Source organism: Tardiphaga sp. GW821-FHT12E02, assembly GCF_058807155.1.
Genome location: NZ_JBXAQK010000001.1, coordinates 3,331,360 through 3,345,622, shown reverse-complemented (window position 1 = coordinate 3,345,622; position 14,263 = coordinate 3,331,360). Strand labels below are relative to the sequence as shown.

Below are 14,263 nucleotides of genomic sequence, written 5' to 3'. Positions count from 1 at the left end.
GAACTATCTGGACGGCTGCACCGGCTTATCTGGTGCAGCCGCCTCACCTGTCGACGATCGCATCAGACCATCAAGCTCCGCGCGCTTGCGGGCCAGCAGCAATTGCGCCGCGGCATTGTCGAGCCCCGCTCTGCGCAACTGCCCGATGGCAGCCCCCAGTTCAGAAATGTCCGCCCGCAAAGCGACGATCCGCAACGGGACGGTATCCTGCGCGCTCACCCGAACATGCTCCGCTCGGCGATCAGTTCGAGCATCTCGCGCTGGGTCCGCCGCAGCCGTTCGCAGGCATCCGTGCAATCGAGCCCGGCATTGGTCAGGTGTCGGATATCCGACTGCATTCCCCGCATCCGGGTGCGCAAACGGGCGATTCGAAAATTCAGCTTGGCGAGGTCACTCATATCCGATATAGAACAAAACAAGAACTAAATCGCAAGACCTTCTTAAGCCGAATCTGACCGGAGGCTTCCGTGACCCAAGCTTTGATGACAGCCCCCATCGCCGCACCGGCGATGGCCCCCTTCGATGCCGAAGCACTGCTCGACCGCCTGTCGGGCCCGATGACGCGCAGCCAGGCGCTGACGCTGAAGTCGCTGGCGATCGAAGCCTATCAGCCCGGGCAGTTCGAGAAAGACCTGACCCGCGCCGAAGCCGCCCGGCGCATCCAGATGCTGCGCGATGAAATCGCACTGGCGGATTCGTTCTGAGAAGCGCAGCGAGATGTGAGCGGGGGGAATACAGACGCGCGCGACCGCTGCAGCATTGAGCTTTATTCAGTCAGATCGCGGATGTTTGTGAGGGTGTTCGCTTGGGACGCCATTCCGATTGGAATGGCGCGAGAGACGGGACTCGAACCCGCGACCTCTGCCGTGACAGGGCAGCGCTCTAACCAACTGAGCTACTCCCGCGTGGACGTGGACTGTGTCCCGCAGTGAGGGTGGGAATAAAGGGACGTCATGACGAAGTCAAGCAGCTTGGTACTGCCTTTTTGAAACCTGTCCCCACCCGCTTGCGGTTCGGCCATTTCAAGGCGGGGAATGCAAATAACCCCCTATTTTACTGGCAAATCGGCATAGTCGGCGTCGCGTAGAATCGTCTAAGCCCTGCAGCGTCCCAGGTTTTGTGACGGTTAATAACGGAAAGGCCAGTTCTCATGGCAGATACCCCAGATACCCCCGCGAAGGCGCCCGCGCCCCCGACGATCACCCTCAAGCATCTGGCGGCCGCATTGGCCGAGACTCACGAGCTGTCGAAGAAGAAGGCCGAAGAGATTCTCAACGACATGGTCGGCAAGATGACCGAGCACCTGAAGAACGGCGACCGCATCCGCATCGTCGGCCTCGGCATCCTGCAGGTCCGCACCCGCGCCGCCCGCACCGGCCGCAACCCGGCCACCGGCGAAGAGATCCAGATCAAGGCCAGCAAGAAGGTCGCCTTCCGTCCCGCCAAGGAGCTGAAGGACGCGGTCTGAGATTGCGCCTGACAAAATCGTGCTTCGGGCCACGGCCCGGAGCGCCGCTCCAAAGACTATCGGGTGCCCATCTCTGGCGAGTGATCCATGACAGTGACGTCGGCCATTTCCTTCACCCACGACGTCCTCGCGCGCTTTCTGCGCTATGTGGTGATCGACACCCAGTCCGATCCGGAATCGCCCACCTGCCCCTCCACGGCCAAGCAGAAGGATCTCGGCGCGGTGCTTGCGCGCGAGTTGCAGGAGCTCGGGCTTTCCGATGCGCATCTCGATGAGCACGGCTATGTCTATGCGACCATCCCGGCTACATCGGACAAGCCCGTCCCTGTCATCTGTTTCTGCTCGCACATGGACACGTCGCCGGACTGCAGCGGCGCCAATGTGAAGCCGCAGATCGTGCGCAACTATCAGGGTGGCGACATCGTGTTGCCCGCTGACAAGACGCAAATCATCCGCGTCAAGGACAACCCGGCGCTCAAAGACCAGATCGGAAATGACATCGTCACCACCGACGGCACCACGCTGCTCGGCGCCGACAACAAGGCTGGCCTTGCCGAGATCATGGATGCCGCACGCTTCCTGATCGCCAATCCCCAAATCAAGCACGGCACCATCAAGATCCTGTTCACGCCGGACGAGGAGATCGGCCGCGGCGTCGACAAGGTCGATCTCAAAAAGCTCGGCGCCGATTTCGCCTATACGATGGATGGCGAAACCGCCGGCCATATCGAGGACGAGACGTTCTCGGCCGATGCCGCGGTGATCAGCATCACCGGCGTCGCCGCGCATCCCGGCTTCGCCAAAGGCAAGATGGAACACGCCATCAAGATCGCCGCTGCGATCGTCGAGCGGCTGCCGAAGGACACCTGCTCGCCGGAGACCACCGACGGCAAGCAAGGTTTTCTGCATCCGACCGGCATCACAGGCGCGCTCGAGCAGGCGACGCTGAGCCTGATCGTCCGCGACTTCACCGAGGACGGACTCAAGCAGAAGGAAGCGCTGCTGCGATCCATCGTCGATGACGTGCTGGCCGCCTATCCGCATTCCTCCGCATCGATCGCCATCACCCAGCAATATCGCAACATGAAGCAGGTGATCGACCAGCACCCGCATGGCGTCGATTACGCCATCGAGGCGATACGCCGCACCGGCCTGACCCCGGTCCGCGGCAGCATCCGCGGCGGCACCGATGGCTCGCGGCTGTCCTTCATGGGCCTGCCCTGCCCCAACATCTTTGCCGGCGAACACGCCTTTCACGGCCGCACCGAATGGGTGAGCGTGCAGGATATGGAGAAAGCCGCCGAGACTATCGTTCACCTGGCGATGATCTGGGACGAGCGCGCCTGATGTACCGCCACAAGGTATCTTAGAACCTCACGATGGGGTCGCGGGGTACGACCGCTCACACCCCCGACAAATTCGCAGACCATGCCTGCATTCGACTTCTCGCCGATTGCGTCTGACTCCGGTCCCGCTATCCTGTCGGCAACGCATAGCGATGTGCGTCGCGTAAAAACATCCGACAAAATTGCCGTCCAGAAAATTCATACTGATCGGATTTGGGGGCCCCCATGGCATCGTTCAGGGGCAGATATTTCCAGGATGCACTGTCGGCGATCGAGCGGATCGGCGCTGCTCAGTCCGCCGCCGTGATCGGTGACGTCATCATCCGGATGGCGTCGTCGTTCGGCTACCATCACATCTGCTTCGTCGCCTCCGGCAGCAGCTCTCAGCCCTTCCACGACCGCGTGCTGTGGGAAGCCTGGCCAAAACAGTGGGCCGAGCAATATCGCCGATCGAACTTCTATGCCTGCGACCCCGTTGCCCCGGAGATTCGCCGGCGGGTCGAAATGTTCGCCTGGTCCGATGTCCCGCTCGATAAAATGAGCCCGGCGTCGCGCCAGGTGATGGAGATCGCCGCCGAGGACTATGACCTTAAATTCGGACTGTGTGCGCCCGTCCATGGCCTGAACGGCTATCAGGCCGGCCTGTCGCTTGCGGGGCACGAGGTCGAACGCACGCCCGAAGCCAATGCCGCCATCGAACTCGTCGCCATGTATGCCTCGAACCGCTTCGCCGTGCTGCGCGCGCGCGACCCGTCGAAGAGTACGAAACCGGACTCAAAAGCGACTGCCTCCGTGCTCACCACGCGCGAGCGCGAGGTGATGAACTGGGTCGCGGCCGGCAAGACCGCATGGGACACCAGCGTCATCCTCAGCATTTCCGAAGACACCGTGAACAAGACGGTGACTGCGGCGATGCACAAGCTCAACGCGCATACCCGCGCCCAGGCTGTCGCCGAAGCGATCAAGCGGGGATTGATCGCCTATTGATTTGTCAATCCCCAGTCCACGGAATTTCGCACCCTGGCCGCTCGTGAAATCTTGTCGCGCAACTCAGCGCGGAGCAGGTTTCATGATCGAGATCGTCACCACCGACAATGCGAAACAGCATCAGCAGCTGCTCGACAGGCAATTCCGGCTCCGTCACGACGTGTTCGTCAAGGAGCGTGGCTGGACGGATTTCGATATCGACGGCACCCATGAGCGCGACCAGTACGACAACGAACACGCCGTCTACATGATCGCGTCGGATGAGACCGGAACGGTCGCCGGCGGTTTCCGCCTTCACCCCACCGTGCTGCCGCATATGCTGAGCGAGCACTTCCCGCATCTGGTCGAGGGCGCCATCATCGAACGCCGCGACGTGTTGGAGCTGACGCGCTTCGGCATGCGCAAATGCGAACGCCGCAGCCGGCATTATTTCGAGCTGCTCACCGCCATCCAGGAATATGGCATGATGGAAGGGCTGTCCGGCTTCACCTCGGTGATCAACCCGCTGCGCATCCCGATCCTGCAGGGTTTCGGTTTCGAGATCGAACCGCTGGGCCTGCCGACCATGATGAATGGCGAAGCCACCATCGCCGTGCTGTTCCATGTCAGCGAGCAATACCACGCACGGGTGCGTGCCAAGGTCGCGATCCATGAGGCCGTGCTCGGCGCGTCCCATCTGTCCCGCCAGATTGCTTGATCACATGAGCGAGTGTCATTTGAAAGTGATCCAAGGCGGCAAGGACGCGGACGACCTGGTCGTCACCATGCTGCATGCGCTGAAACTGGCGCATGCCTGCCGATCGGACACGACCTACAACCTGCTGCGCATGGCGCTGCTTGAACGAAGGCATCGAGATCGCGAAAGGGATGGATCGGTGAGCGCTTGGGGAGTGGTAGGCGGCGACGGATTCGAACCGCCGACCCTCTCGGTGTAAACGAGATGCTCTAACCAGCTGAGCTAGCCGCCCAAGGCAAATGCCATTGGTCGCCTGTTTAACGCCAGCGCCGTGAGAGGGCAAGCCGGGACCGCGCGTTCATCGCTGCAATCCGATCGTGGCCGGCGCTTGCTGATCCTGCCTGGGCGTTTCCGGGCGCGACTGGTCCGTCGTCTTCGCGCCGAGAAAATTCGCGCGATCCCGATTCTGAAATCCCGTGTCCCTGCCCTCGAATTCGCGCTCGGCCCGATAGCCGCGCTCGCGCTCGGCGCCGAAGCGCTTGTCCAGCCGCTCGCACAGCGCTGCGTCAGTGGCGGCAATCGACATCAAGGCTGTGAGGATCAGTGATTTCATCATTGTCATCTCGTCATCACAAAACTTAGCACCGCAGGTTGCGGATCGACAGCCACGGCCCGATCAACCTCCCGTCATCGTGATGCCCAAAACAAAAGCGGCGCCCCTGAGGGCGCCGCTGATGTGGTTGGTCGGGAGTGACCTTTAGTGCGCGGTCAGGCCACCGGCGGCTTCGTCGCCATCGGCTTTCACCGGAACCTTCGTGTCCTCTTCCCAGTCGATCGCCACGGGCTGGCGAACCAGCGCGTTCTTGATCACTTCGTCCATCCGGGCAACCGGGATGATGTTCAGACCGCCCTTGATCGAGTCCGGGATCTCGGTGAGATCCTTGGCATTGTCCTCGGGGATCAGCACCGTCTTGATGCCGCCACGGGCCGCAGCCAACAGCTTCTCCTTCAATCCGCCGATCGGCAGCACGCGGCCGCGCAGCGTGATCTCGCCGGTCATGGCGACATCATGCTTGATCGGGATGCCCGTGAGGACAGACACGATCGTGGTGGCCATCGCAACACCTGCGGACGGACCGTCCTTCGGGGTCGCCCCCTCGGGCACGTGGACGTGGATGTCGCGTCGCTCGAACAGCGGTGGCTCGATCCCGAAGGTGATCGCGCGCGAGCGGACGTAAGACGCCGCCGCCGAGATCGATTCCTTCATCACGTCACGCAGATTGCCGGTGACGGTCATGCGGCCCTTGCCGGGCATCATGACGCCTTCGATGGTGAGGAGCTCACCACCGACATCCGTCCATGCGAGACCCGTGACCACGCCGACCTGGTCGTCGCTCTCGATTTCGCCGTAGCGATACTTCGCCACGCCCGAGAACTCTTCCAGTGTCTTCGCGGTGACCTTCACCACCTTCTTCTTCGAGAGCATCAGCTCCTTCACGGCCTTGCGGGCCAGCGTGGAGATTTCGCGCTCGAGATTACGCACGCCCGCTTCGCGGGTGTAGCGGCGGATCAGCAGCAACAGCGCGTCGTCGTCGATCGACCATTCCTTGGTGTCCAGACCGTGCTTCGACAGCGCAGCCGGGATCAAGTGCTTGCGGGCGATCTCGACCTTCTCCGTCTCGGTGTAACCGGCGATCCGGATCAGCTCCATGCGGTCCATCAGCGGCCCCGGGATGTTCAGGGTGTTCGCCGTGGTGATGAACATCACGTTGGACAGATCGTAGTCCACTTCGAGATAGTGGTCGGCGAAGGTGCCGTTCTGTTCGGGGTCGAGGACCTCGAGCAAAGCCGACGACGGATCGCCGCGGAAATCGGCGCCCATCTTGTCGATCTCGTCCAGCAGGAACAGCGGGTTCGAGGTCTTGGCCTTGCGCATCGACTGGATGATCTTGCCGGGCATCGAACCGATATAGGTCCGGCGATGACCGCGGATCTCCGCCTCGTCGCGCACGCCGCCGAGCGACACGCGCACGAACTCACGTCCGGTCGCCTTCGCGATCGACTTGCCGAGCGAGGTCTTGCCGACGCCGGGAGGACCGACGAGGCACAGGATCGGGCCCGTCAGCTTGTTGGCGCGCGACTGCACGGCGAGATACTCGACGATGCGGTCCTTGACCTTCTCAAGCCCGTAGTGCTCTTCGTCCAGCATCGCTTGCGCGGCGCTGAGGTCCTTCTTGACCTTCGACTTCTTGCCCCACGGAATCGACAGCAGCCAGTCGAGATAGTTGCGCACGACGGTCGCTTCCGCGGACATCGGCGACATCTGGCGCAGCTTCTTCAGCTCGTGCTGCGCCTTCTCGCGGGCTTCCTTCGACAGTTTTGTCTTGGCGATCTTCTCTTCGATGTCGGCCAGCTCGTCGCGACCTTCGTCGTCGCCGAGTTCCTTCTGGATCGCCTTCATCTGCTCGTTGAGATAGTATTCGCGCTGGGTCTTCTCCATCTGGCGCTTGACGCGCGAGCGGATGCGCTTCTCGACCTGCAGCACCGAGATCTCGCTCTCCATCAGGCCCAGCACCTTTTCCAGGCGCCCGGTGACGGACAGCGTTTCCAGGATGCCCTGGCGATCCGCGATCTTGACGGCGAGATGCGACGCGACGGTGTCGGCGAGCTTGGCGAAATCGGTGATCGCCTGCACGACGCCGACCACTTCGGCCGAGATCTTCTTGTTGAGCTTCACATAGCTCTCGAAGTCGGACACGACCGAACGCGACAAGGCTTCAGCCTCGACGCTCTTGCCATCAGTGTCCGCGAGCGCGACGGCGGTCGCCTCGTAATATTCAGCACGATCGGAATACTTCTCGACCTTGGCGCGCTCGAGGCCTTCCACCAGCACCTTCACGGTGCCGTCGGGAAGCTTCAGCAGCTGCAACACGCTGGCAAGCGTGCCGGTCTCGTAAATGGCGTCCGGCGCTGGATCATCATCCGACGCATTCTTCTGCGTCGCGAGCATGATCAATGCGTCGTTCTTCATCACCTCTTCGAGCGCGCGAATGGATTTTTCGCGGCCGACAAAGAGCGGCACGATCATGTGCGGGAAAACGACGATGTCGCGCAGCGGTAGCACTGGATAGGAGTGCGTCTCGCCGTGAACAATGGTTGGCCGGGGCTTGGAGGTCGTCATGGCCTGTTCCTTTTGCTTTGCCCCCCTGCACGCGGTCCGCTGATTGCGCAACCACCACAAGGTGCGATTTCCGTCTTCGCTCGGCCATGAGAACTTTGTGGGTTCGCGGCTCTACTTGTCCGGAGTTATGGCGAATCTTGAGGGAGATTTTGTGTTCGCCGCCTGCATTAGGTGGCTATGGGCCGGGGGGGTGTCAAGTCGCCGAAACACCTATGAACAAAGGCGGTTTATGGAAGATGGCCCGGCTGGACGGATTCCGGCAAGAAACGAAAACGGCTGCCGGATACCCGGCAGCCGTGTCTCGAACTGATGTTTCGCGCAGACCGGTCAGGCGCTGGCGCTGGTCTCTGCCGCACGATCCGAGCGGTCGGCATAGATGTAGAGCGGGCGTGCCGTCCCATCCACGACTTCCTTGGAGATGACGACTTCCTCGACACCTTCCAGGCCCGGCAGATCGAACATGGTCTCGAGCAGGATGCTTTCCAGGATCGACCGCAGACCGCGGGCGCCCGTCTTGCGCTCGATGGCCTTGCGGGCCACCGCACCCAGCGCCTCGTCGGCGAAGGTGAGCTCGATATTCTCCATCTCGAACAGGCGCTGATACTGCTTCACCAGCGCGTTCTTCGGCTCGGTCAGGATCTTCTTCAGCGAGGTCTCGTCGAGGTCTTCCAGCGTCGCGACGACGGGCAGACGACCGACGAATTCCGGGATCAGGCCGTACTTGAGCAGATCCTCGGGCTCGACATGACGGAAGATTTCACCGGTACGGCGATCTTCCGGTGCCAGCACCTGCGCGGCGAAACCGATCGAGGTGGTGCGGCCGCGGCCCGAAATGATCTTTTCGAGGCCGGCGAAAGCGCCACCGCAGATGAACAGGATGTTCGTCGTATCGACCTGCAGGAACTCCTGCTGCGGATGCTTGCGGCCGCCCTGCGGAGGCACGGAGGCAACGGTGCCTTCCATGATCTTCAGCAGTGCCTGCTGCACGCCCTCGCCCGACACGTCGCGGGTGATCGACGGATTGTCCGACTTGCGCGAGATCTTGTCGATTTCGTCGATATAGACGATGCCGCGCTGCGCCCGCTCGACATTGTAGTCGGCCGACTGCAGCAGCTTCAGGATGATGTTCTCGACGTCTTCACCAACGTAACCAGCCTCGGTCAGCGTCGTCGCGTCGGCCATCGTGAACGGCACGTCTAGAATACGAGCGAGCGTCTGCGCGAGCAGCGTCTTGCCCGAACCGGTGGGGCCGATCAGCAGGATGTTCGACTTCGCGAGTTCGACATCGTTGTGCTTGGTCTGGTGGTTGAGGCGCTTGTAGTGGTTATGCACCGCGACCGAGAGAACCTTCTTCGCATGGAACTGACCGATGACATAGTCATCGAGCACCTTGCAGATTTCCTTCGGCGTCGGGATGCCGTCGCGCGATTTGACCAGCGAAGACTTGTTCTCTTCGCGGATGATATCCATGCACAGTTCGACGCATTCGTCGCAGATGAATACGGTGGGACCCGCGATCAGTTTGCGAACTTCGTGCTGGCTCTTGCCGCAGAACGAACAATACAGCGTATTCTTGGAGTCGCTGGTACCGACCTTACTCATTCCTATCTCCGTCCGCCGTTCGATCTTCGTTCGCAGGGTGCTGCTCAGACCGGGACACATCCCGTAGATAGAGCAATTGCCGTACCAAAAAAGACCTTTGTTCCAAATGCCGCGCGAATCCGCGGCCAAATCGAATCTCCGCGATACTAACCGATCCGCACTAGCGAACCATGCTGGCAGCCGATGATCAAGAATTCGCTAATCGGCGCGTCGTCACCATTTATGACGATTACGCGATTTGCGCAGCTTCCGCGAGTGTCCCCGACAATTCGGAGCGCATTGCGCGAATGATCTGCTCGTATTGTGGACGAAAGCGGAACTTCCGTGTCCAACTCCGGCATAAAATACCGGTACGAAATATTCGATAAATCGACTTTGATCTTGGTTTGTATCCAAAGATGTCGGACCGCGCATACGCGATCCCTCGCAATGTTGCCAAACTGTTCCCGGCGGGCGCCAGAAACAGCCTTTTATCGTCAGGCCGGCTTCACAGCGCCCGGCTCTTCAGCACGCTTGTCGATCACCTTGTCGATGAGGCCGAAGTCCTTGGCCTGATCGGCGGTCATGAAGTTATCGCGCTCGAGCGCGTTGTGGATTTCGTCATAGGGACGACCGGTGTGCTTCACATAGATCTCGTTGAGGCGACGCTTGAGGCTCTCGACTTCCTTGGCGTGGATCAGGATGTCGGTGGCCTGGCCCTGGAAACCGCCCGAGGGCTGGTGAACCATGACGCGAGCGTTCGGCAGAGCAAAGCGCATGTCCTTCGCGCCGGCCGTGAGCAGCAGCGAGCCCATCGACGCAGCCTGGCCGGTGCACAGCGTGGAAACCGGCGGACGGATGAACTGCATCGTGTCGTAGATGGACAGACCCGACGTCACCACGCCACCGGGCGAGTTGATGTACATCGAGATTTCCTTCTTCGGATTTTCCGCTTCCAGGAACAGCAGCTGGGCGACGATGAGCGTCGCCATGCCGTCTTCCACCGGACCGGTCACGAAGATGATGCGCTCCTTCAGGAGGCGCGAGAAGATGTCGTAGGCACGCTCGCCGCGATTGGTCTGCTCGACCACCATCGGAACGAGGTTCATGTAGGTTTCGATCGGATCGCGCATAGAGCACCCAAAGGGTTGGAGGAGACAGGCCGCGGGATGCGCGAATGTCCCGTGATGCAAAGGGATAGTCGTCGGTAGGCGTGAGCCCACAGATATGAGCCAATCGGGCGACAACAAGACCATGGGTCCGATCGTCACCCTGCCCCTCAGTTCAAGCCGATTCTGGCGCGCATCGCAAAGCGATGCAGCACAGGCCGGAACTGATTCGGGCGGTATCCTTAATGACAAAACGCCGTGCCCCGCCCCTGCCCTCATCCTGAGGAGTCGCAAAGCGGCGTCTCGAAGGATGGCGGCAGGCTCGGAGCCCGGCCAGCTCATGGTTCGCGACGGCGCTTCGCGCCTCCTCACCATGAGGGGCAGAGAAAATCTCGCCATCCGGACGACAAAACGCCGGCTGGAGGACCAGCCGGCATTCTGATTAGAACGTTCTAAACCGTTGCCCCGCTCCACCCTCATCCTGAGGAGCTGCGCAAAGCGCAGCGTCTCGAAGGATGGCAACGAAGCTCGGAGCCCGGCCAGCTCATGGTTCGAGACGGCACTGCGCGCCTCCACACCATGAGGGGCAGAGAAAATCTCGCCATCCGGACGACAAAACGCCGGCTGGAGGACCAGCCGGCGTTTTGATTAGAACGTTCTAAACCGCTGCCCCGCTCCACCCTCATCCTGAGGAGCTGCGCAAAGCGCGGCGTCTCGAAGGATGGCGGCAGGCTCGGAGCCCGGCCAAGTCATGGTTCGAGACGCGCGCAAGGGCGCGCTCCTCACCATGAGGGACGGAGAAGGCTTTACGCCGCCTTCTCGTCTTCGTCCTTGTACAGGTCTTCCTTGGACACCTTCTTCTCGGTGACCTTGGCGAGTTCGAGGATGAAATCCACGACCTTGTCCTCATAGATCGGCGCGCGCAGCTGGGCGAGTGCCTGCGGGTTGCTGCGATAGAAGTCCCAGACTTCCTTCTCGCGGCCCGGCATCGAGCGGGCGCGCTCGATCACGGCGCGGCTGATCTCGTCGTCGGTGACGGAGATCTTGTTCTTCTCGCCGATCTCCGAGAGCACGAGACCGAGACGGACGCGGCGGTCGGCGATCTTGCGATACTCGTCCTGCGCGGCTTCCTCGGTGGTGTCCTCGTCGGCAAAGGTCTTGCCCGAGGACGCCATCTCCTGCTGGATCGAATTCCACATCAGCTTGAACTCTTCATCGACCAGCGACGGAGGAGCATCGAACTTGTGGGTCTCGTCGAGACGGTCGAGCAGATGACGCTTCACGCGCTGGCGGGTGGCACCGGCGAATTCGGCGACCAGACGCTCGCGCGCGGCTTCCTTCAGCTTGTCGAGCGACTCCAGGCCGAGCGACTTGGCGAACTCGTCGTCGATGGCGGTATCGACCGGCGATTCGATCTTGCTTGCGGTGGTCTCGAATTCCGCGGCCTTGCCGGCCAGCGTATCGCTGGCATAGTTGGTCGGGAACGTGACCTTGAGAGTGCGGGTCTCGCCGGCGCCGATGCCGATCAGCTGCTCTTCGAAGCCCGGGATGAAGGTGTTGGAGCCGATCTGGACCGGAATGTCCTCGCCGGTGCCGCCTTCGAACGCAACGCCGTCGATGGTGCCCTTGAAGCCGACGACCACGCGGTCGCCCGACTCGGCCTTCGCGCCTTCGGCCTTTTCGGTGAACGCACGGTTGGCATCGGCCACGCGCTTGATCGATTCCTCGACATCGGCATCGCTGACATCGGCAACCGGCTTCTCGACTTCGAAGCTCTTGAAGTCGGCCAGTTCGATCGCCGGCACCACTTCGACGGCGACGGTGTATTTGAGGTCGGCCTTGCCGGCGAGGATGTCTTCGACTTCCTTCTCTTCGGTCGGCATGGTGATCTTCGGCTCGGTGGCGAGCTTGAGGCTGCGCTCGGTGAAGATCTGGGTGTTGGTTTCGCGGATCAATTCATCCACGGTCTCGGCGGCGACCGAGCGGCCATAGAGGCGCTTCAGATGACCGGCCGGAACCTTGCCCGGACGGAAACCGTTGAGCTTGACCTTGCCCTTCAGGTCTTCGAGGCGCGCATCGACCTTGGCTTCGATGTCGGCAGCCGGAACGCTGATCTGGAATTCGCGCTTCAATCCGTCGGAGACGGTCTCATTCACCTGCATGGCGTCAATCTTCTTCCCGCTTCGTCCGGCCAATGGCCGCACAGTGTCAAATTGGTCCGACGCGCGACCGCAAGGCCAGCGCCAGTGGTTAGGCTGATCCACATTCGCGGAGGCAAAACCCTCGCGGACACGAATCCGGAAATCATCATGGTCAAACGCCGTATGCGCTTGTTGGTGCGGGCAGAGGGACTCGAACCCCCACAACTTTCGTCACTGGAACCTAAATCCAGCGCGTCTACCAATTCCGCCATGCCCGCAGAAAACATCATGTCCGGCCGCGATGTCGCGAGCGGCGGGCTTATAACACGCAGACGACAATTCGCAGCAAAAAAATGGGCCGACGGGAGGCCACTTGCCGCAGCCGTCGCAACTGGACATTCGCGCCCGAAAATGGTCGGAATTTCCGTATGACGAACAGCCCTCTCGCCCTCACCCGTCGTTCCCTGCTGGCTGGCGCCGGCGGTGCTTTGATCGCTCCGCTGCTGCCGAGTACCACTTTCGCACAGGCTGTCACCGCCTTGGAATTGCAGGCGAAACCCGGTCCGCTGATCGTGCGCCCCGGCACCAATTCCGAAGCCGGAACCCTGCACAGCGCCCAGAAGGGCCCGCTCCGCTTCAACCGCGGCGACGAGATCGACGTTCAGATCATCAATCAGCTTCCCGGTCCCATCGTGCTGAACTGCCGCGGCATCAATGCCGTCTCCGGCATCGCGCCGCTGCTCGACCGCAAGCCGGTCGCCACCGGGGCCAAGGATTCGTTCAAGCTGGTGATGCGCAGCGCCGGCACGTCCTATGTGGACATGCGCCTGCTCGGCGATGGCCAGTCGCTGCCATCCCAAATCCGCAGCATGGTTGTGCAGGAGACCGATCCGGTCGAGGTGGACCGCGATGAAGTGCTGCTGGTCGAGGACTTTCGCATTACGGCGGACGGCAAATTGCTCGCGCCCGGCGTCGATCCAAAAGACGCCGCAGCCATGTTCCTGGCCAACCGCAAGACGCTGCACGACATCCCCGTGAAGACCAATGAGCGGCTCAGGCTCCGTCTCATCAATGGCTGCCAACGATCTGTGATCGCTCTGAAATTCGAGGATCAGGACGTTCGCGTGATGGCCATCGACGGCCAGCCCGCCGAGCCGTTCCCGGCGCGTAACAATCAGGTGGTGCTGGCGCCCGGCACCCGCATCGACGTCTATCTCGACATCGCCAAAACCGCCGGAACGGTCACCCCGATCCTGCTCCACGACGGCAAGGACATCCGTCGCATCGGCCAGCTCGTGACGCTGAAAGACCCGCCGCTCCGTGCCGCACCGCTACAATCCGCCACGCCGCTGCCGTCCAACGGCCTGCCGATCCAGATCGACCTCAAGAGCGCCCTGCGCTCGGACCTCAATCTCGGTGCGCCCGACACCGGCTGGATCAAGCCGCTCGACCTCGGCGCATCCACAGCGCCTGCCTTCAAGGTGAAGTCCGGCAAGCCGGTCGTCCTGACGCTGACCAACAAGGCCAGCACCCCCGCCGTCCTGCAGATGCACGGCCATCACTTCCGACTGCTCGACAAACTGGATGATGGCTGGAAGCCCTTCTGGCTCGACACGCTGGCCCTGGATCCCGGCCAGACCCAGCGCATCGCCTTCCTGGCCCATAATCCCGGCCGTTGGCTGCTCGAAGCTTTCACCACCGACTGGGCCGCCCCGCGGCTGGTGCGCTGGTACGAAGTCGGCTGAGACCCCGTAAACTGTAGGGTGGGCAAAGC

13 protein-coding genes and 3 tRNA genes are annotated in these 14,263 nt (G+C 61.7%); 6 read left to right on the top strand and 10 right to left on the bottom strand.

The features are described from left to right. Nucleotides 1-3 precede the first annotated feature (3 nt). Nucleotides 4-219, bottom strand: coding sequence for a hypothetical protein (locus AC1RQ5_RS15825; RefSeq protein ID WP_493200168.1), 216 nt, complete (start codon nucleotides 217-219; stop codon nucleotides 4-6). Then, entirely contained in the window at nucleotides 216-338 is a 123-nt protein-coding gene (locus AC1RQ5_RS15820) for a hypothetical protein (protein WP_493200166.1), read from the bottom strand. Before AC1RQ5_RS15820 ends, AC1RQ5_RS15825 begins: the two co-directional genes overlap by 4 nt. 129 nt (nucleotides 339-467) lie before the next feature. Here AC1RQ5_RS15820 and AC1RQ5_RS15815 point away from each other — a divergent pair, with 129 nt between their 5' ends. Beyond that, nucleotides 468-704: a DUF3072 domain-containing protein gene (locus AC1RQ5_RS15815; protein ID WP_398478628.1), complete on the top strand. Its 237-nt coding sequence runs from the start codon at nucleotides 468-470 to the stop codon at nucleotides 702-704. A gap of 124 nt (nucleotides 705-828) precedes the next feature. Here AC1RQ5_RS15815 and AC1RQ5_RS15810 read toward each other — a convergent pair. Beyond that, nucleotides 829-905: transfer RNA gene (locus AC1RQ5_RS15810), tRNA-Asp, on the bottom strand. Between the two features lie 245 nt (nucleotides 906-1,150). Between AC1RQ5_RS15810 and AC1RQ5_RS15805 the strand changes: the two genes are divergently transcribed. From AC1RQ5_RS15805 to AC1RQ5_RS15790, 4 genes are all read left to right on the top strand, one after another. Beyond that, nucleotides 1,151-1,468 carry an HU family DNA-binding protein gene (locus AC1RQ5_RS15805; RefSeq protein WP_398478626.1) on the top strand — a complete coding sequence of 106 codons (318 nt, stop codon included), beginning with the start codon at nucleotides 1,151-1,153 and terminating at the stop codon, nucleotides 1,466-1,468. An 87-nt stretch (nucleotides 1,469-1,555) separates the two neighbouring features. After that, the gene (gene pepT, locus AC1RQ5_RS15800; protein WP_493200164.1) at nucleotides 1,556-2,815 is read left to right on the top strand and encodes a peptidase T; all 1,260 of its coding nucleotides are present in this window, start codon (nucleotides 1,556-1,558) and stop codon (nucleotides 2,813-2,815) included. A gap of 224 nt (nucleotides 2,816-3,039) precedes the next feature. Next, nucleotides 3,040-3,801: a LuxR family transcriptional regulator gene (locus AC1RQ5_RS15795; RefSeq protein WP_493200163.1), complete on the top strand. Its 762-nt coding sequence runs from the start codon at nucleotides 3,040-3,042 to the stop codon at nucleotides 3,799-3,801. 82 nt (nucleotides 3,802-3,883) lie between these two features. Further along, on the top strand, nucleotides 3,884-4,498 hold the full coding sequence (locus AC1RQ5_RS15790; RefSeq protein ID WP_398478619.1) for an acyl-homoserine-lactone synthase: 615 nt from the start codon (nucleotides 3,884-3,886) through the stop codon (nucleotides 4,496-4,498). Nucleotides 4,499-4,692: 194 nt separating this feature from the next. On the opposite strand, the gene AC1RQ5_RS15785 is transcribed toward AC1RQ5_RS15790, so the two are convergent. The 7 genes from AC1RQ5_RS15785 to AC1RQ5_RS15755 all read right to left on the bottom strand — a co-directional run bounded on the left by AC1RQ5_RS15785 (nucleotide 4,693) and on the right by AC1RQ5_RS15755 (nucleotide 12,767). Further along, a tRNA-Val gene (locus AC1RQ5_RS15785) sits at nucleotides 4,693-4,769 on the bottom strand. Nucleotides 4,770-4,835: 66 nt separating this feature from the next. Then, on the bottom strand, nucleotides 4,836-5,093 hold the full coding sequence (locus AC1RQ5_RS15780) for a hypothetical protein (RefSeq protein WP_493200161.1): 258 nt from the start codon (nucleotides 5,091-5,093) through the stop codon (nucleotides 4,836-4,838). A 141-nt stretch (nucleotides 5,094-5,234) separates the two neighbouring features. Continuing rightward, nucleotides 5,235-7,658 (bottom strand): endopeptidase La, encoded by a 2,424-nt coding sequence (gene lon / locus AC1RQ5_RS15775; RefSeq protein ID WP_398478613.1) that lies wholly within the window; start codon nucleotides 7,656-7,658, stop codon nucleotides 5,235-5,237. Nucleotides 7,659-7,985: 327 nt separating this feature from the next. Beyond that, complete coding sequence (gene clpX, locus AC1RQ5_RS15770) at nucleotides 7,986-9,260, bottom strand: ATP-dependent Clp protease ATP-binding subunit ClpX (RefSeq protein WP_398478611.1); 1,275 nt, start codon at nucleotides 9,258-9,260, stop codon at nucleotides 7,986-7,988. A 476-nt stretch (nucleotides 9,261-9,736) separates the two neighbouring features. Continuing rightward, the gene (locus tag AC1RQ5_RS15765) at nucleotides 9,737-10,372 is read right to left on the bottom strand and encodes an ATP-dependent Clp protease proteolytic subunit (protein ID WP_398478609.1); all 636 of its coding nucleotides are present in this window, start codon (nucleotides 10,370-10,372) and stop codon (nucleotides 9,737-9,739) included. Between the two features lie 782 nt (nucleotides 10,373-11,154). Beyond that, on the bottom strand, nucleotides 11,155-12,510 hold the full coding sequence (gene tig / locus AC1RQ5_RS15760) for a trigger factor (RefSeq protein WP_493200158.1): 1,356 nt from the start codon (nucleotides 12,508-12,510) through the stop codon (nucleotides 11,155-11,157). Nucleotides 12,511-12,682: 172 nt separating this feature from the next. Beyond that, nucleotides 12,683-12,767: transfer RNA gene (locus AC1RQ5_RS15755), tRNA-Leu, on the bottom strand. A 150-nt stretch (nucleotides 12,768-12,917) separates the two neighbouring features. Between AC1RQ5_RS15755 and AC1RQ5_RS15750 the strand changes: the two genes are divergently transcribed. Continuing rightward, nucleotides 12,918-14,234 carry a multicopper oxidase family protein gene (locus AC1RQ5_RS15750; protein ID WP_493200156.1) on the top strand — a complete coding sequence of 439 codons (1,317 nt, stop codon included), beginning with the start codon at nucleotides 12,918-12,920 and terminating at the stop codon, nucleotides 14,232-14,234. The last annotated feature ends 29 nt before the right edge of the window (nucleotides 14,235-14,263 follow it).